Source organism: Stenotrophomonas sp. YJH_SMC_79, from assembly GCF_059367995.1.
Genome location: NZ_JCAFRK010000005.1, coordinates 253,181 through 269,743, shown reverse-complemented (window position 1 = coordinate 269,743; position 16,563 = coordinate 253,181). Strand labels below are relative to the sequence as shown.

The window sequence follows — 16,563 nt, the reverse complement described above, 5'->3', positions numbered from 1 at the left end:
GGAAACCCGCGATGCGTGAATTGATCCTGCTGCGCCATGCCCATGCCGAACCGGCTACCCCCGGCCAGGCCGACCTCGACCGGCCGTTGTCGCCGGTGGGGCTGGCTGAAGCCGAAGCCGCCGGCAAGTGGCTGAAGGAAAACAACCTGCTGCCGGACTGCGTGCTGTGTTCACCGGCGCGGCGTACCCGCGAAACCCTGGAAGCCGTGCTCGGCACCATCGGTTACGTGGAAAAGCGCCTGGAAGACCGCATCTACGAAGCCACTCCCGGCACCCTGGCGGCATTGGTGGACGACCGCCGTGATCTCGACCGGGTGCTGATCGTCGGCCACAACCCGGGCCTGGAGCGGCTGGTGGCGTTGATGACCGAGGGCACCAGCAGCGACTACCGCGGCATGCCGCCGGCAGGGATCGCCGTGCTCGGCTTCCCGCGTGAGGCCTCGATCGAGCCGGGCGTGGCCAGCCTGAACGCATTCTGGTGGCCGTGATCCGATGAGCCTGGCGCGGCGCAGCCGCTATCTGCTGCCCGCGCTGCTGGCACTTGGCCCGGCCTGGGCCGCCGTGCCCACGCCGACCACCCTGCCACCGGTGGTCGCCGAGGCGCACAGGGTCATGCGCCTGGATACCCAGCGTTCGCAGATCGGCTTCGAGGTGCGCACACGCTTCGGGCAGCGTATCGAAGGCCTGTTCCCGCACTTCGAGGGGCGCATCGAGATCCTCTCCGACGGCCGCCACCAGGTGCACCTGAAGATGTTCACGCGCTCGGTCGAGATTCCCGGCAAATCACGCTACACCGGCTGGATGCGCGGCGAGGAGTTCTTCGATGCCGGCCGCCATCCGGTGGTCGAGTTCGACTCGCTGCCGTACTGGCCGGAAACCGTGGAGAGCGGTGGCGACATCAACGGCCGGCTGACCCTGCGCGGGATCAGCCACCCCGAGACACTGAAGGTCGAGAAGGCGGAGTGTGCCCGACCCGGCTATGATTGCGACGTCGTCAGCCGCGGTACCGTGCAGCGAGGCCGGTACGGCATGGACAGCTGGCAGCTTGCCTTGAGTGACCGAGTGACTTTCGTACTGCGTGCGCGCCTGAGCGAGGCGCCGAAACCGTGAACCTCCTGCTGCGTGTACTGGCGCTGGCAACCGTGTTGCTGGGCAGTGGTTGTGCATCGCTGTCGAATGCCGAGCGTGACCGCGCCGAGGCAATCGCCGTGCAGGCACGTTCGACCGTGGTGGATTGCCAGCGTCCCGACCGCTGTGCACAGGACTCGCCGCTGCGTGCGCTGGCCGGCCGGGCGTTCACCGAATCCACCCCGGAACGACCGCGCCACTACGCCACCCTGCTCGATGAGGGCGAGGGCGCCCTGGTGGCGCGCCTGAACCTGCTGCGCAGTGCCACCCGCAGCATCGACCTGCAGACCTACATCTTCGACAAGGACGACAGCGCCCGCCTGGTCATCGACGAACTGCTGGCCGCATCGCGCCGCGGGGTGAAGGTACGGCTGCTGATCGACCAGCTCTCGGCGATCTCCGACCTGCAGATCCTCGGCGCCCTGTCCGGTGCCCACCAGAATTTCCAGCTTCGGGTCTACAACCCGACCTTCGGCAAGGCCCGGCTGAACTACTTCGACTATGCCGGCAGCGTGCTGTGCTGCTTCCGCCGCTTCAACCAGCGCATGCACAACAAGCTGCTGGTGATCGACGATGCGATCGGCGTGGTCGGTGGCCGCAACTACCAGGACGATTATTACGACTGGGACCGTGAGTACAACTTCCGCGACCGCGATGTGCTGATCGCCGGCCCCGAAGCACGTGCGATGGCGGCCAACTTCGACGCGTTCTGGCGCGCCCACCGCAGCGTGCCGGCCGAGCGCCTCAACGACGTGGGCCGCACCCTGCTGCGCGAAGGCGTGCCAACGCTGCCACCGGCCACCTTCCGGCGCCCGGAACGGGTACAGCGGGTCAGCGCCGAAGCCAACGACACCGAGTTCGTCACCCGTTCCTTCGTGGATACCGCGCTACCGGTGGCATCGGTGCGCTACGTGGCCGACCTGCCACGCAAGCATCGCCGCGAGAAGGCCGATGCCCCGCTGGCCGGCCAGCATGTGACCGAGCCACAGCTGGATGCGCTGATCGCCAGTGCGCAGAAGGAAGTGATCCTGCAGACGCCGTACCTGGTGTTGTCCAAGCCGGCGCAGAAGCTGTTCCGTGAACTGCGCAAGCGCCCGCAGCCACCCCGCGTGGTGGTGTCCAGCAACAGCCTGGCGGCGACCGACAACCCGATCGTGTATGCGCTGTCGTACAAGTACAAGCGGCGCAACATGCGCGAACTGGGCTTCAACATCTTCGAATACAAGCCGTTCCCGCTGGATGCGCCGGTCGACTACCGCAACCTGCTGCCGGACCCGATCGCCGCGCCCGGGGGTGAAGACGAGGGCGACCGCAATCCGCTGATCGGCGGCAGTGCCGCCGGCAGCAACGCACGCAGTGGCAGCAGCAGTGGTTCGGATGCTGGCAGCAAGCAGGGCCCGTTGAACCATCGCCACAGCGATGGTGCCTACGACAACGCACGCGCACGCCGTCGCGCCGCCGGCAGCGAGGTGGAAACGCGCCTGTTGCGCACCGAGACGCGGCCGTCGTTCCTTGGCAGCAAGGCGGTCAACAAGCCGTTGCCGGTCACCCGCAAGGGCGCGCGCATGGGCCTGCATGCCAAGTCGCTGGTGGTCGACCGCCGCATCGGCGTGGTCGGCACCCACAACTTCGATCCGCGCAGCGAGAACTACAACACCGAAGGCGCGGTGATCATCGATGACCCTGTTTTTGCCGAGGAACTGGCGCAGAGCATCCTGCGTGATACCCACCCGCAGAACTCCTGGACGGTGGCGCCACGGGCCAAGCCACCGGTGCTGTCGGGGCTGAACTACAGCGTCGGCAAGGCCTCCGAAGCGCTGCCCATCCTTGATTTCTGGCCGTGGCGCTACGCCACCGACTACGAGTTCAAGCCCGGCCCCGAGTGCCCGCGGCCGCTGCCACGGCAGGATCCTGATTTCCATCGCTGCTACGTCGCCGTCGGCGACTTCCCCGAAGTCAACGTCGGCCCGAAGTGGCTGCTGGTGCGCATGCTGACAGCATTCGGCGCCGGTCTCGTTCCCATCCTCTGAAGGTACCCGCATGACCCAGGTGTTCCGCGAAGCCGTTTCCATCGAGCAGCTCAACGCGCTCAGCCGCGACACGGCGATTGAATCCCTGGGCATCGTCTTCAGCGCCGCCGGCGAGGACTGGCTGCAGGCCACCATGCCGGTGGATGAGCGCACCCGCCAGCCCTACGGCATCCTGCATGGTGGTGCCTCGGTGGTGCTGGCCGAGACCCTGGGCAGCAGCGCCGGCAACCTGTGCGTGGATACCGGCAAGCAGATCTGCGTGGGCCTGGAGATCAACGCCAACCACGTGCGCGCCGTGCGCTCGGGCACGGTCACCGGCACCGCCCGCGCGCTGCACGTCGGCCGCAGCACCCAGCTGTGGGAGATCCGCATCGAGGACGAGCAGGGCCGCCTGGTATGCATCTCGCGGCTGACCCTGGCGGTGGTGGCTGCCGGCCACGGCTGAGCTCCGCGGGGCTCGTTGACGGCGGCGGAACCCAGCGTTCCCCGCCGATTGCCCCGGTCGATGGCTGTTATGGCCTAAATCGGCTGGCAGCGATGACGGCCCTCCGGTATCGTGCGCGGATGACTTCCCCCACTCCGGCCCCCCGTGGCGGCGTGGCGCGTGTGTGCCGTTACCTGTACCGCGTACCGCTGCTGTTGGTCCACATCATCGTGTTCCTGCCGCTCATCCTGATCGGCATGCTTCCGCCGTGGGGCGAGCTGCGCGTGGGCGAGGCGACCTTCGGCGCCAAGGTGGTCAACTGGTGGCAGGGTGGGCTGATGTGGATCTTCGGCTTCCGCCTGACGCAGATCGGCGCGCCACTGCCCGGTGCCGTGCTGTTCGTGGCCAACCATGTCAGCTGGGTCGATATCTGCATCCTGCACAGCCAGCGCATGATGGGCTTCGTCGCCAAGCGCGAGATTGCCAGCTGGCCGCTGGTGGGTTGGCTTGCCGCGCGCGGCCAGACCATCTTCCACCAGCGAGGCAACACCGAATCGCTCGGTGGCGTGATGCAGGTGATGGCCGACCGCCTGCGCGAGGGCAAGGCCGTGGGCGTGTTCCCGGAAGGGCGGACCCGCGGCGGTCACGAAGTGGGCCCGTTCCACGCCCGCATCTTCCAGGCCGCGGTCGAGACCGGCGTGCCGGTGCAGCCGGTGGCACTGGTATACGGGGTGAAGGGCGACGCGCAGACCATCGTCGCGTTCGGCCCGAACGAAAGCTTTTTCGCCAATTTCCTGCGCCTGCTCGGCGAGCCGGCGCGACGTGCGGAAGTGCACTTCCTGGCACCGATCGGTGCACAGGACCTGGAAGGCCGTCGGCGCATCGCGGAAACCTCGCGCGCGCGCATCGTGGCGGCCATGAGCACCGGGTGAGGCTGCGGTGGCCCTGATCCCGCCACCTGTCCTGGACGCCGGTACGCCGACGCTGCATGCGGCTGACTACCAGCCACCGCGCTGGCTGCGCAATCCCCACCTGCAGTCGATGCTCAGCTCCAGCCGCATGCGCCTCCAGCGTGGCCTGCTGCTGCTGGCCGCCACCGGTGCGGTCAGCGAGGAGCTGATCCTGGATGGCGGCGATGGCGTTCGCCTGCAGGGCTGGCACAGCCATGTCGAAGGCCGGGAGCCAAAGGGCATCGCGCTGCTGCTGCATGGCTGGGAAGGCAGTGCCGAATCCAGCTACATGCGGATGGCGGCCGCGCGCATGCTGGAACAGGGCTTCGACGTGGTGCGACTGAACTTCCGCGACCACGGCAACACCCATCACCTCAACCCCGGCATCTTCCACTCCAACCTGATCGACGAAGTGGTGCATGCCGCGGGTGACGTCGCCCAGCGCTGGCCGCAGCTGCCGCTGGTGGCCGCCGGCTATTCGCTGGGCGGCAACTTCGTGCTGCGCCTGGCCCTGCGTGCACCGGCCGCCGGCGTGCCGCTGCAGCGCGTGGCCTCGGTGTGCCCGGTGCTGGACCCGGCGCTGACCATGGAAAGCATCGAGAACGGACCGGCGATGTACGACTGGTACTTCCGCCGCAAGTGGGCCGGTTCGCTGCGCCGCAAGCGCGACCTGTTCCCGGAGCTGAGCGACTGCGACGACCGCGTGCTGAAGCTGGACATCCGCGCGCTGACCACCTGGCTGGTCGAGCGCCACACCAGCTTCGGTTCGCTGCAGGCCTATTTCGACGGCTACTCGATTGCCGGCGATCGCCTGTCGACCCTGCAGGTACCGGCCGACATCCTGATGGCGCAGGATGACCCGGTGATCCCATATGCCACCTTCAACAACTGGCAGCTGCCGCGCCAGGCGCACCTGGAAACCGCCTGCTGGGGCGGCCACTGCGGTTTCATCGAGAACTGGCGTGGCGACGGTTTCTCCGAGCGCTGGGTGGCGCAGCGCCTGCGGCGGGTTCTGCGGGCCTGAACCGGCGGCAGCGCGCAGCCCGCTACAATGCGGGTTTGCACTTGAACCGGACTGCCATGCAAGACCAGATCATCCAAGCGTTGCGCCAGAACCAGGCCGACCAGGCCGTGCAGCTGGCCCAGGCGTGGACCCATGACGAACCCGGCCAGGCCAACGCCCACCGCTGGCTGGCGCTTGCGCTGCAGCAGCAGGGCAACGCCGAGGAGGCGATGGAGGCCCTGCAGCAGGCGCTGCGGCTGGCCCCGGACGACGCCCAGCTGCACCTGCAGCATGCCGGCCTGCTGCTGGCACTGCGCCAGTTCGAGGGTGCCGACGAAGCACTGGTGCGCACCACCGGCCTCGATCCGAACTCGTTCTCCGCCTATCTGATGCAGGCGCACCTGGCGATCGGCCGCAATGACTTCGACGAAGCGCAGCGCATCTCGACCCTGGCCGCGCGCGTGGAGCCGGACCATCCGGAGCTGCTGACCATCGACGGCATGGTTGCACTGCGCCGCGGTGATGCCGACCGCGCACTGGCGCTGCTGTCGGCTGCCAGCAAGGCACTGCCGGACGATACCCGCGTGCTGTACGCGCTGGGCTTCGCCTACCTGGGCAAGGACATGCTGGCGTTTGCAGAGCAGTCGTTCCGCCGCGTGCTGGAACTCAATCCGTCGCTGTCCTCGCTGCACGGCCTGGTGGTGCAGCTGGCACTGCGCCAGGGCAACGTGCCGGCCGCCGCCGAAGCGATGCAGGTGGCGCTGCAGCAGCCGGAGATGGACGTACCGTCGATGCGCCGCCTGGCGGGTGAACTGTCGCTGCGCAATGGCCAGCCGCTGCAGGCCCTGGACTACCTGCTGCCGCTGCTGGAGACGCAGCCGGAAGACCGCCAGGTGCTGCAGCTGCTGCTGATGTCATGGCAGCGCCTGGGGCGAGAGGATGAAGCACGTGCACGCCTGGATGCGGTACTGGATGCCAATGACCAGCTGCACGACGTGTGGCTGGCACGCCTGGCCATCGAGCAGGTGGGCAGCGAAAGCGCCGTGACCGCGGTCGAGCGCTGGATGGCGGCGATGCCCGCGCATCTGCCGGCCCTGGAGGCGCGCCTGCGCCTGCATGACATGGTCGGCGAACACGCTCAGGCCGAAGCGATCGCCGAACGCATCGTCAGCCTGGAACCGGGCCGCGTCAGCGGCGAGACCCGCCTGGTCGAAGGCCTGCTGCAGCGCGATCCCGCCGCCGCCGTGGCCCGCGTGCAGGCGCTGATCGAGCTGGCGCCGGAAGACCATCGTGCCGACCTGCGGACGTGGATGGGCGAGATCCAGGACCGCGCCGGGCAGCCGCAGGACGCGCTGCGCACGTGGCTGTCGCTGCAGGCCGACCAGGCGTCGCAGCGCTTGCCACTGCCGCCGCAGGCCAAGTCCCCGCCGAGCTGGCCGGACAAGGGCAGCATCGACGGCGATGCCAGCTCCGCGCCGATCTTCCTCTGGGGCGCGCCGGGTTCGGGCGTGGAGCGCGTGGCAACCGGCCTGGCTGCTGCCAGCCCGGTGCTGCGCAGCGACCGCTACACCAACACGCCGCCCGATGACGCGTTCCAGAACTACAACACGCTGCAGGACCTGGCCTCGGGCGTGCTGACGCCGGAGCGGCTGGTGCAGCGCTGGCGTGAACAGCTGCCGGCACGTGGCCTGCAGAGCGACACCGTGATCGACTGGCTGCTGTGGTGGGATAACGCGCTGCTGTGGGCGCTGCGCCCGCAGCTGCCACAGGGCCGCCTGGTGCTGGTGCTGCGCGACCCGCGCGACATGCTGCTGGACTGGGTGGCCTACGGTGCCGCCGCGCCGCTGGCGATGACGTCGTTGGCCGAAGCCAGTGAATGGCTGACCCGCGCGCTGAACCAGATCGCCACGCTGCATGAGGACGACCTGTACCCGCACGTGCTGCTGCGCATCGACCAGATCGGCAATGATCCGCAGGCGATGGCCGAACTGCTGGGTCGCCTGTTCGAGCGGCCGATGCCGCCGGCGGCACAGCTGGGAGCCCCGCGCCTGCCTGCCGGTCATTGGCGCAACTACCGCGACGTGATGAGCGCCGCCTTCGCCCAGCTCACCCCGGTTGCGGTGCGCCTGGGTTACCCGGAAGAGTGAGGAGAGTCCGATGCAGTTGACCAGCCACAGCCTGACCAACGGCGCACCGATTGATCGTGATTTCGCCGCGGGCGACGCAAGCGGTTTCGCCCCGGACCGCAACCCGCACCTGGCCTGGAGCGGGGCGCCGGCCGGCACCCGTTCGTTCCTGCTGGTGTGCGTGGACCCGGACGTACCGACCGTGCCGGAGACGGTTGGCCGCAGCGACATGAGCGTGCCGCGCGACCAGCCGCGCTGCGATTTCGTGCACTGGGTGATGGCCGATATCCCGGCCACGGTGCAGGAGATCGCCGCCGGCAGCTGCAGCGACGGCTTCGTGGTGAAGGGCAAGCCTGCACCCGCCGGCCCGGCCGGCAGCCGCCAGGGGCTGAACGACTTCACCGGCTGGTTCGCGGGCAACCCGGACATGGCCGGTGATTACCTGGGCTATGACGGCCCGTATCCGCCGTTCAACGACGAGCGCATGCACCGCTATTTCTTCCGGGTATTCGCGCTGGACGTGGCGTCACTGGACCTGCCGCAGCGCTTCACCGCCGCCGATGCGTACCGCGCCATGCACGGCCACGTGCTGGCCGAAGCCGCACTGCACGGCACCTACACGTTGAACCCGGCGCTGGGCTGAGCAGCACACCGGGTAGAGCCGGCCGCTGGCCGGCTGCTGCAGGCAATGGCGGCAACACAGGGAAGATGCCGGCCAGCGGCCGGCTCTACCTTCCATCCGCTTGCAGCGCCACCGGTTCGAACACCGCGATGTCGCCCTGCGCATTGCGCAGCACCAGCACGCCGTGGTCATCCAACGCAAGCGTCGGCGCCGAATGTCCACCGCGCATCAGCATTCCCGCGCGTTCCTGCTGCATGGTCATGCCCTGATCGATGCACTGGGCCGTGGTCTGCACGCCGTTGCGCAGGATCAGCAGGTTGCCCTGCAGCCGGTACTCGTTGCTGACGTGGTTGCAGAGGTTCAATTCGCTCATGTAACCGGGCTGGAAGCGCAGCGTATAGGGCGCGTGGCCGCGGACGAACAAGGCATCGATGCGCCGGCCCTGCGCATCTGTGGCGCGCGCCAGTTGCCACAGGCGTGTTTCGAGCCGATCGGTACCGGGCGTGCTGGCAGCGGCCACATCCGCGGACATGGCCAGCAGCGCAGCAATGATGAGGACGGGGACGTGCTTCATGCCAATCTCCCGATGCATCCGGGTAGTGCCGGCCGCTGGCCGGCAACATCCGTGTGTTGGCGGTGCCCCGCAGGGCAGCCGGCCAGCGGCCGGCTCTACCGACCATGAAGAAGGGCGGCCTCTCGGCCGCCCTTCCATCGTTTTATTTCTTCTCGATGGCCGACTCGACCACCATGTCCAGCACGTACGCCTGCGACGGCGCATCGGCCGGCGGGTTCTTCACCTCGTAGCGCTTTACGCGCACCACGTTGCGCACGCCGTCTTCGTGGGTGTAGCCCTCGATGTTGCCGTAGAAGTTCTCGAACTTGCCCGGCTCACCCTGCTTCAGGCCCTTGTCGTCGAACTTGACCTCACGCACCTGCAGGCACTGGTAGTCCGGGATCAGCGGGTGCGAGCACTTCTCGGTCTTGGCGGCCACTTCCAGGAACACGGTTTCGCCGGCGCCGCCGTAGCGGGTTTCAGCGGTCGGTTCCGGATTGAAGACCAGCTTGTCGCCCTTGGCGTTGGTCAGGGTCAGCTTGCCGTCGGCGTCCTGTTCGGCCTTCAGCTCGCCCTGCAGGCGGCTCGACACGGCTTCGTCCAGCGCCATCAGCGCCTTGTCGGTGCAGGCCATCATGGTCGAGGCCATCGCACTGACCGTCAGCTTGCCGTCGGCCAGGGTGTAGCCGCCACCCATGTGGTTGCAGGCGTTGCTGACCGACAGGCGGCCATCAGCGAAGTCCAGGGTGACCGGCTTGTCTTCGCGGGCGAACAGCGCGTCGATGCGCTTGCCGTCGGCGCCGGTGGCCTGCTGCAGCAGCCAGTGCTGGCTCTGCAGGCGCTGCGCGTCCAGGTGCGCCAGCGTCTGCTGGTCTGCTGCCTTGGCCGCGGCCGGGGCCACGTCGTCGCCACCGGTGCCGGCCGGGGCCGGGGTCTGGCTGCAGGCGGCCATCAGGGCCAGCGGGAGGAGCAGGGTGAGCTTGCGGTTCATGGTGATTCTCCTTGGGGAACCGTGGGGGAAACGGGGTGGGGCCGGCAACGGGGTTACAGTGCCCCGGCGCTGTTCAGCTGCCGGACGGCAACCACAGCAGCAGTGCTGCGCCCAGTGCGATGCGGTAGATGGCGAAGGCCGTGAACCTGTGCGACTTGATGTAGCCCATCAGCCACTTCACTACGACGAAGCCGGTGACGGCCGCGGCAAGGAAGGCCACGCCCACGTCGGTCCAGTCTTCGCTGCCCAGCTGCCCGGCCCTGGCCATCTCCAGGAAGGTGTAGGCGCTGGCGGCGAACATGGTGGGAATGCCGACCAGGAACACGAACTCGGCGGCGGCCGCGCGGCGGCTCAGGCCCAGCAGCATGGCCAGGAAGATCGCCGAGGCCGAGCGCGAGGTGCCGGGGAACACACCGGCCACCACCTGCGCCAGGCCGACGCCGATCGCCACCGTCCAGGTCACCTGGTCGCGGTCGGGCAGGCGCGCGGTATAGGCCTCCACCAGCAGCATCCAGACGCCACCGATGATCAGCGCCCAGGCCACCGGGCTGACCGTCTCCGGCAGCGACCAGCCGGCCTTGCGCACCACCAGGCCGACCACGGCAGTGACCAGGAAGGCGGCGCCCAGCTTGAACACGTACTCGCGGTTCTCACGCTGGTTGAAGCCGGTGGCCAGCTGCAGCAGGCGCTGGCGGAACACCAGCACCACCGCCACGATCGCACCGGCCTGGATGACGATGTTGAAGAAGTCCGAACGGGCGCCCAGCCAGTGCTGGGCGATGAGCAGGTGGCCGGTGCTGGAGATCGGCAGGAATTCGGTCAAGCCTTCGAGGATGCCCAGCAGCAGGGCGGAGAGCAGGTCGGACATGGACGGTGCGGGCACGCGCGGCAGGAAGGAAGAAGGTCGAGAGGATAGACGATCCCTGCTGCACCAAACGGGTGCGTCTGGTGCCGGGTGCACCCGTTTGGTGCGCGCCGTTCTGCACCGCCACGGAGCGCCCTTTTTGAAATCAATGACTTGCGGTCAGCGAAAAGTTGGCACGGTCGTTGCTGTACCTCAGCAGGCATTCATCCCCATCCGAGGTCGTACCGATGTCCGTGGAAAACGTTGAGAAGCTGATCAAGGACAACCAGATCGAGTTCGTCGACCTGCGCTTTGTCGACATGCGTGGCGTCGAGCAGCATGTGACCTTCCCGGTCAGCATCGTCGAGCCGTCGTTGTTCGAAGAAGGCAAGATGTTCGATGGCAGCTCGATCGCCGGCTGGAAGGGCATCGCCGAATCGGACATGGTGCTGCTGCCGGATACCGCCAGCGCCTACGTCGACCCGTTCTACGCCGATCCGACCATCGTGATCAGCTGCGACATCCTCGATCCGGCCACCATGCAGCCGTACGGCCGCTGCCCGCGCGGCATCGCCAAGCGCGCCGAGGCCTACCTGAAGTCCTCTGGCATCGCCGAAACCGCGTTCTTCGGCCCGGAGCCGGAATTCTTCATCTTCGACTCGGTCCGCTTCGCCAATGAAATGGGCCACACCTTCTTCCAGGTCGACTCGGAAGAAGCGGCGTGGAACAGCGGCGCCAAGTACGACGGCGCCAACAGCGGTTACCGTCCGGGCGTGAAGGGCGGCTACTTCCCCGTCCCGCCGACCGACACCCTGCACGACCTGCGCGCCGAGATGTGCAAGACCCTGGAACAGGTCGGCATCGAAGTGGAAGTGCAGCATCACGAAGTGGCCACCGCCGGCCAGTGCGAGATCGGCACCAAGTTCAGCACCCTGGTGCAGAAGGCCGACGAACTGCTGCGCATGAAGTACGTGATCAAGAACGTCGCGCACCGCAACGGCAAGACTGTCACCTTCATGCCCAAGCCGATCGTCGGCGACAACGGCAGCGGCATGCACGTGCACCAGTCGCTGTCCAAGGGCGGCACCAACCTGTTCTCCGGTGACGGCTACGGCGGCCTGAGCCAGCTGGCGCTGTGGTACATCGGCGGCATCTTCAAGCATGCCAAGGCCATCAATGCCTTCGCCAACTCGGGCACCAACAGCTACAAGCGCCTGGTGCCGGGCTACGAAGCGCCGGTGATGCTGGCCTATTCGGCCCGCAACCGCTCGGCCTCGTGCCGCATTCCGTGGGTGTCCAACCCGAAGGCACGCCGCATTGAAATGCGCTTCCCGGATCCGATCCAGTCCGGCTACCTGACCTTCACCGCGCTGATGATGGCCGGCCTGGACGGCATCAAGAACCAGATCGACCCGGGCGCACCGAGCGACAAGGACCTGTACGACCTGCCGCCGGAAGAAGAGAAGCTGATCCCGCAGGTCTGCTCCTCGCTGGACCAGGCCCTGGAAGCGCTGGACAAGGACCGCGAGTTCCTGAAGGCCGGCGGCGTGATGAGCGATGACTTCATCGATGGCTACATCGCGCTGAAGATGCAGGAAGTGACCAAGTTCCGCGCGGCCACCCACCCGCTGGAGTACCAGCTGTACTACGCGAGCTGACCGGATGCGATGGCGGTGGGCTTCCCCCTCCCACCCGCCGCCATCGCTTCCGTTTTCGCGGCTGGGGAGCCGCGGTCAGATCGGGGTCGGATCCCGTTCGTCTACGAATGGGCTCTGACCCCTGATCCAGGGGCAAGAGAAAGACCGGATACGCGACCAGGGCCGCCCTCCCTCCCGCGTCGGTCGTGCAAGGAGAGAGGCACGGCCGTCCCGGTCCTGTACGTGTCCGGTGCAACTGCCACGGCCATCACCGTGATGGCCGCTGGTTGCCTGATGCCAACGCGCGCTGGCGCGCTGGCCCCATCCACCCTCGGGACATGCGCATGAAACTGATCTCCGCCATCATCCGGCCGTTCAAGCTCGACGAGGTCCGCGAGGCCCTGTCCGACGCGGGCGTGTCGGGCATCACCGTGACCGAAGTGAAAGGCTTCGGCCGCCAGAAGGGCCACACCGAGCTGTATCGCGGCGCCGAGTACGTCGTCGACTTCCTGCCCAAGATCAAGATCGAAACCGTGGTCACCGACGAGCGTGCCGATGCGGTGATCGAAGCGATCCAATCGTCGGCAGGCACCGGCAAGATCGGTGACGGCAAGATCTTCGTCACCGCCGTCGAACAGGTCATCCGCATCCGTACCGGCGAAATCGGTGCCGACGCGCTGTAACCCCCTTCCGGAGACTCCCCCATGAAGATGCGCCTTCTCACCGGGTGGCAAGCCCGGTTCCATATCGTGTGCCTGTTGATGCTGCTCAGCGCGCTGGCTGCCGGTGCCTGGCCGGGCAATGCCCACGCCCAGGCGCAGGTGTCGCCACTGCCGAGCGAAAGCGTGGCCGTTGAACCGCTGCAGGACCCTGCGGCTGCAGCTGCTGCACCGGCCGTGGCCGAAGCGGCCGCCGCCTATGATCATGGCGACGTGGCCTGGATGCTCACCTCCACCCTGCTGGTGCTGTTGATGGTGGTGCCGGGCCTGGCCCTGTTCTACGGCGGGCTGGTGCGCTCGAAGAACGTGCTGTCGGTGCTCAGCCAGATCCTGGTGGTGTTCTCGCTGGTGCTGCTGCTGTGGGTGGCCTACGGCTACAGCGCGGTGTTCAGTGCAGGCAACCCGTTCTTCGGCTCGTTCACCGAGTTCGCCTTCCTCAAGGGCTTCACCCCCGAGTCGGTGGGCAACACGCCGATCAAGGGACTGCCGGACTATCTGTTCGTCGCCTTCCAGTCGACCTTTGCCGGCATCACCACCGCGCTGATCGTCGGTGCTTTCGCCGAACGCATCAAGTTCCGCGCGGTGCTGCTGTTCTCGGCTCTGTGGTTCACCCTCAGCTACATCCCGATGGCGCACATCGTCTGGGGTGGCGGCTACCTGGGTGAGCTGGGTGCCATCGACTTCGCCGGCGGTACCGTGGTGCACATCAACGCAGGCGTTGCAGGCCTGGTTGCCGCGTGGTTCGTCGGCAAGCGCCTGGGCTATGGCCAGACCGCGCTGAAGCCGCACAACGTGCCGTTTACCTATATCGGCGCAATGCTGCTGTGGGTGGGCTGGTTCGGCTTCAACGCCGGCTCGGCGGCGGCGGCCGATACCGTGGCCTCGCTGGCCTTCCTCAACACCGTGCTGGCCACTGCTGCGGCCGTACTCGGCTGGACGCTGGTGGAAGCAATCAGCAAGGGCAAGCCGTCGGCACTGGGCGCGGCCTCGGGCGCGGTGGCCGGCCTGGTCGGCATCACCCCGGCCTGCGGCACCGTCGGCCCACTCGGCGCGATCATCATCGGCTTCGTCGCCGGCGTGGTCTGCGTCTGGGGCGTGACCGGCCTCAAGCGCCTGCTGAAGGTGGACGACACTGCCGACGTGTTCGGTGTGCATGGTGTCGGCGGCATCGTCGGCGCGATTCTCACCGGTGTGTTCAGTGCACAGTCGCTGGGTGGTACCAAGGCCGGTCTGGATATCGCCCACCAGGTGTGGGTGCAGGTGGTCAGCGTCGGCCTCACCGTGGTGTGGTCGGCGGTGGTGACCACGCTGATCCTGCTGGTGGTGCGCAGCGTGGTCGGCCTGCGCGTGACCGAGGAAGCCGAACGCACCGGTCTGGATGTCACCTCGCATGGTGAATCGGCTTACGAGGCCTGACCGGTTTCACGGTTTCAAGGGCGCCCCGCCACTGCTGCGCTGCACGCAGTGGCGGGCGTCAGGTACAGGTTTTCCTTGTGCCACCGGCATCAGTCGACGCACTGGCGGTGCTCTGCTGGTTCCAGTGTAGATCCAGGGCGCTGCCCGCTGGCGGAATGCCCTCCGTCGGACATCACACTTTGCCTTGAAGGCTTGCGCCAGCGCGGTTCTCTGGCGCTTTTTCCTGCCACACGATTCCCTTACAGTGCTGCCTCTTCCAGCCGCATCTTCTTCGGTCTGGCAGTCATCAGCAGGGAAAAGCATCGTGGAACAAGGACGTAAAGTACGCAGCCGGGTGTTGCAGTGGCGGTTGTCCGTGGGCGTGGCATTGGCCATCACTGGCCTCCAGGCGCCGGCATGGGCACAGACGGTGTCACCGGAGCAGGAACTGCTCCGGCAGCAGGAGCGCGAGCGCGCGCTGCGTGAGCAGCAGGAGTCCACGCCGGATGTCCGCCTGCAGCCGGCTACCGAAGACCTCGGCCACCTGCCGGTGGAAGAGTTCCCCTGCTTCACCATCAACACCATCGCGCTGCAGGGGGATCTAGCGGACCGCTTCCGCTGGGCGCTGGCGGCAGCCGATCCCCGCAGCGATCCCGCCACCGGGCGCTGCCTGGGTACGGCGGGCGTGGACATCGTGATGAAGCGCGTGCAGAACGCGATCATCGAGCGCGGCTACGTCACCACCCGCATCCTGGCCGCCCCGCAGGACCTGAAGACCGGCATCCTGACGCTCACTGTCGTGCCGGGCCGCGTCAATGCCATCCGCTTTGCCGACGGCGAAGGGCGTACCCCCGCCCTCTGGAACGCGGTGCGGGTGGCACGCGGCGAAGTACTGAACCTGCGTGACATCGAACAGGCGCTGGAAAACCTGCAGCGCGTGCCGACTGCGCAGGTGGACATCCAGGTCGCGCCCCCGGCCGATGGCGCGGCGGCCAAGCCGGGCGAGAGCGATCTGGTGATCAGCTGGCAGCAGGCGCGCCTGGTACGGGTCAACCTGACCCTGGACGATGCCGGCAGCCAGTCCACCGGCAAGATGCAGGCCGGCACCACGGTGTCGGTGGACAACGCGGCCGGCCTCAGCGACCTGTTCTACATCAACGTGGGCAAATCGGTGTTCAACGGCAGCGAGCGTGGCACCGACAGCTGGGCAGTGCATTACAGCGTGCCGCTGGGCGGATGGCTGCTGGGCGCCAACGCCAGCAACTTCGACTATGAGCAGACCGTTGCCGGCGCATTCGAGAACTACGTCTACAGTGGCTCCAGCCGCAACGCCGAGCTGCGCCTGACGCGCATGCTGTTCCGCAACGCGCGCGCCAAGACCAGCATGTACGCGCGCGGCTGGTACCGCGAATCGGACAACTTCATCAACGATACCGAGATCGAAGTGCAGCGCCGGCGCATGGCCGGCTGGGAACTGGGCCTGGGCCACCGGCACTTCATCGGCAAGGCGACGCTGGATGTGAACCTGGCGTACCGCAAGGGTACCGGTGCCTTCAACGCGTTGCGTGCGCCGGAAGAGGCGTTTGGCGAAGGCACGGCGCATGGCCGCATCTATACCGCGGACGCGCAGCTGGTCCTGCCGCTGCAGTGGGGCAAGCAGAGCCTGCGCTACATCGGCAGCTGGCGTGCGCAGTGGAACCGCTCGCCATTGGTGCCGCAGGACCGGTTCTCCATTGGTGGCCGCTACACCGTGCGTGGCTTTGATGGCGAAATGTCGCTGACCGGTGAGCGTGGCTGGTTGCTGCGCAATGAAGTGGGCGTGCCCCTGGGCGGCGGCGTGGAGGCCTACGTTGCCGTTGATCACGGGCGTGTCGCCGGCCCGTCCACGGCCCGATTGCTGGGCGACCGGCTCACCGGTACGGCCCTCGGGCTTCGCGGTGGCACCCCCCACATCAACTGGGATGCGTTCGTCGGCAGCCCGCTGTCCAAGCCGCGCGGCTTCCAGACCGCCTACACCACCTTCGGAATGAACCTGGGCGTCTCGTTCTGACGCCTGCACATGACCGGCCTGCGCAGTCCCCTGCGCGGCCCACACGATGCGGTACCGCGCAGCCTGCTGCGCATACAACCCAACAGCACCG

At 67.4% G+C, this 16,563-nt stretch carries 15 protein-coding genes; 12 read left to right on the top strand and 3 right to left on the bottom strand.

Going from position 1 to position 16,563, the window contains the following annotated elements; all coding sequences use genetic code 11:
• Positions 1-11 precede the first annotated feature (11 nt).
• From AC5P57_RS18785 to AC5P57_RS18750, 8 genes are all read left to right on the top strand, one after another.
• Positions 12-488, top strand: coding sequence for a SixA phosphatase family protein (locus tag AC5P57_RS18785; RefSeq protein ID WP_005407539.1), 477 nt, complete (start codon positions 12-14; stop codon positions 486-488).
• 4 nt (positions 489-492) lie between these two features.
• The gene (locus tag AC5P57_RS18780; protein WP_099552524.1) at positions 493-1,110 is read left to right on the top strand and encodes a YceI family protein; all 618 of its coding nucleotides are present in this window, start codon (positions 493-495) and stop codon (positions 1,108-1,110) included.
• Positions 1,107-3,158, top strand: a complete 2,052-nt coding sequence (locus AC5P57_RS18775; RefSeq protein WP_099552523.1) for a phospholipase D family protein — start codon at positions 1,107-1,109, stop codon at positions 3,156-3,158. Before AC5P57_RS18780 ends, AC5P57_RS18775 begins: the two co-directional genes overlap by 4 nt.
• A 10-nt stretch (positions 3,159-3,168) precedes the next feature.
• A complete protein-coding gene (locus tag AC5P57_RS18770) occupies positions 3,169-3,603 on the top strand; it encodes a hotdog fold thioesterase (protein WP_099552522.1) in 435 nt (144 codons plus the stop codon).
• A gap of 119 nt (positions 3,604-3,722) precedes the next feature.
• Positions 3,723-4,514, top strand: a complete 792-nt coding sequence (locus AC5P57_RS18765; protein ID WP_099552521.1) for a lysophospholipid acyltransferase family protein — start codon at positions 3,723-3,725, stop codon at positions 4,512-4,514.
• A gap of 52 nt (positions 4,515-4,566) precedes the next feature.
• Positions 4,567-5,556: a YheT family hydrolase gene (locus tag AC5P57_RS18760; RefSeq protein ID WP_262235947.1), complete on the top strand. Its 990-nt coding sequence runs from the start codon at positions 4,567-4,569 to the stop codon at positions 5,554-5,556.
• Positions 5,557-5,612: 56 nt separating this feature from the next.
• The gene (locus AC5P57_RS18755; RefSeq protein WP_099552519.1) at positions 5,613-7,682 is read left to right on the top strand and encodes a tetratricopeptide repeat protein; all 2,070 of its coding nucleotides are present in this window, start codon (positions 5,613-5,615) and stop codon (positions 7,680-7,682) included.
• 10 nt (positions 7,683-7,692) lie between these two features.
• Entirely contained in the window at positions 7,693-8,304 is a 612-nt protein-coding gene (locus tag AC5P57_RS18750; RefSeq protein ID WP_262235866.1) for a YbhB/YbcL family Raf kinase inhibitor-like protein, read from the top strand.
• 85 nt (positions 8,305-8,389) lie between these two features.
• Here AC5P57_RS18750 and AC5P57_RS18745 read toward each other — a convergent pair whose 3' ends face one another.
• The 3 genes from AC5P57_RS18745 to AC5P57_RS18735 all read right to left on the bottom strand — a co-directional run bounded on the left by AC5P57_RS18745 (position 8,390) and on the right by AC5P57_RS18735 (position 10,695).
• Complete coding sequence (locus AC5P57_RS18745; protein ID WP_142807962.1) at positions 8,390-8,857, bottom strand: META domain-containing protein; 468 nt, start codon at positions 8,855-8,857, stop codon at positions 8,390-8,392.
• Between the two features lie 142 nt (positions 8,858-8,999).
• Positions 9,000-9,827 (bottom strand): META and DUF4377 domain-containing protein, encoded by an 828-nt coding sequence (locus tag AC5P57_RS18740; RefSeq protein ID WP_099552516.1) that lies wholly within the window; start codon positions 9,825-9,827, stop codon positions 9,000-9,002.
• A 73-nt stretch (positions 9,828-9,900) separates the two neighbouring features.
• Positions 9,901-10,695 carry an undecaprenyl-diphosphate phosphatase gene (locus tag AC5P57_RS18735; RefSeq protein ID WP_099551611.1) on the bottom strand — a complete coding sequence of 265 codons (795 nt, stop codon included), beginning with the start codon at positions 10,693-10,695 and terminating at the stop codon, positions 9,901-9,903.
• A 224-nt stretch (positions 10,696-10,919) separates the two neighbouring features.
• Here AC5P57_RS18735 and glnA point away from each other — a divergent pair, with 224 nt between their 5' ends.
• The 4 genes from glnA to AC5P57_RS18715 all read left to right on the top strand — a co-directional run bounded on the left by glnA (position 10,920) and on the right by AC5P57_RS18715 (position 16,472).
• Complete coding sequence (gene glnA, locus AC5P57_RS18730; RefSeq protein WP_004153533.1) at positions 10,920-12,329, top strand: type I glutamate--ammonia ligase; 1,410 nt, start codon at positions 10,920-10,922, stop codon at positions 12,327-12,329.
• Between the two features lie 323 nt (positions 12,330-12,652).
• Positions 12,653-12,991, top strand: coding sequence for a P-II family nitrogen regulator (locus AC5P57_RS18725; protein WP_004134334.1), 339 nt, complete (start codon positions 12,653-12,655; stop codon positions 12,989-12,991).
• Between the two features lie 21 nt (positions 12,992-13,012).
• Positions 13,013-14,443: an ammonium transporter gene (locus tag AC5P57_RS18720; RefSeq protein ID WP_099551610.1), complete on the top strand. Its 1,431-nt coding sequence runs from the start codon at positions 13,013-13,015 to the stop codon at positions 14,441-14,443.
• Between the two features lie 304 nt (positions 14,444-14,747).
• Positions 14,748-16,472: a ShlB/FhaC/HecB family hemolysin secretion/activation protein gene (locus AC5P57_RS18715; RefSeq protein ID WP_099551609.1), complete on the top strand. Its 1,725-nt coding sequence runs from the start codon at positions 14,748-14,750 to the stop codon at positions 16,470-16,472.
• The last annotated feature ends 91 nt before the right edge of the window (positions 16,473-16,563 follow it).

Excerpts from the sequence above, each read along its gene's own strand:
- AC5P57_RS18785 (WP_005407539.1), top strand. The coding sequence starts at position 12 with ATGCGTGAATTGATCCTGCTGCGCCATGCCCATGCCGAACCGGCTACC.
- AC5P57_RS18780 (WP_099552524.1), top strand. The coding sequence starts at position 493 with ATGAGCCTGGCGCGGCGCAGCCGCTATCTGCTGCCCGCGCTGCTGGCA.
- AC5P57_RS18770 (WP_099552522.1), top strand. The coding sequence starts at position 3,169 with ATGACCCAGGTGTTCCGCGAAGCCGTTTCCATCGAGCAGCTCAACGCG.
- AC5P57_RS18765 (WP_099552521.1), top strand. The coding sequence starts at position 3,723 with ATGACTTCCCCCACTCCGGCCCCCCGTGGCGGCGTGGCGCGTGTGTGC.
- AC5P57_RS18755 (WP_099552519.1), top strand. The coding sequence starts at position 5,613 with ATGCAAGACCAGATCATCCAAGCGTTGCGCCAGAACCAGGCCGACCAG.
- AC5P57_RS18750 (WP_262235866.1), top strand. The coding sequence starts at position 7,693 with ATGCAGTTGACCAGCCACAGCCTGACCAACGGCGCACCGATTGATCGT.
- AC5P57_RS18745 (WP_142807962.1), bottom strand. The coding sequence starts at position 8,857 with ATGAAGCACGTCCCCGTCCTCATCATTGCTGCGCTGCTGGCCATGTCC.
- AC5P57_RS18740 (WP_099552516.1), bottom strand. The coding sequence starts at position 9,827 with ATGAACCGCAAGCTCACCCTGCTCCTCCCGCTGGCCCTGATGGCCGCC.
- AC5P57_RS18735 (WP_099551611.1), bottom strand. The coding sequence starts at position 10,695 with ATGTCCGACCTGCTCTCCGCCCTGCTGCTGGGCATCCTCGAAGGCTTG.
- glnA (WP_004153533.1), top strand. The coding sequence starts at position 10,920 with ATGTCCGTGGAAAACGTTGAGAAGCTGATCAAGGACAACCAGATCGAG.
- AC5P57_RS18725 (WP_004134334.1), top strand. The coding sequence starts at position 12,653 with ATGAAACTGATCTCCGCCATCATCCGGCCGTTCAAGCTCGACGAGGTC.
- AC5P57_RS18720 (WP_099551610.1), top strand. The coding sequence starts at position 13,013 with ATGAAGATGCGCCTTCTCACCGGGTGGCAAGCCCGGTTCCATATCGTG.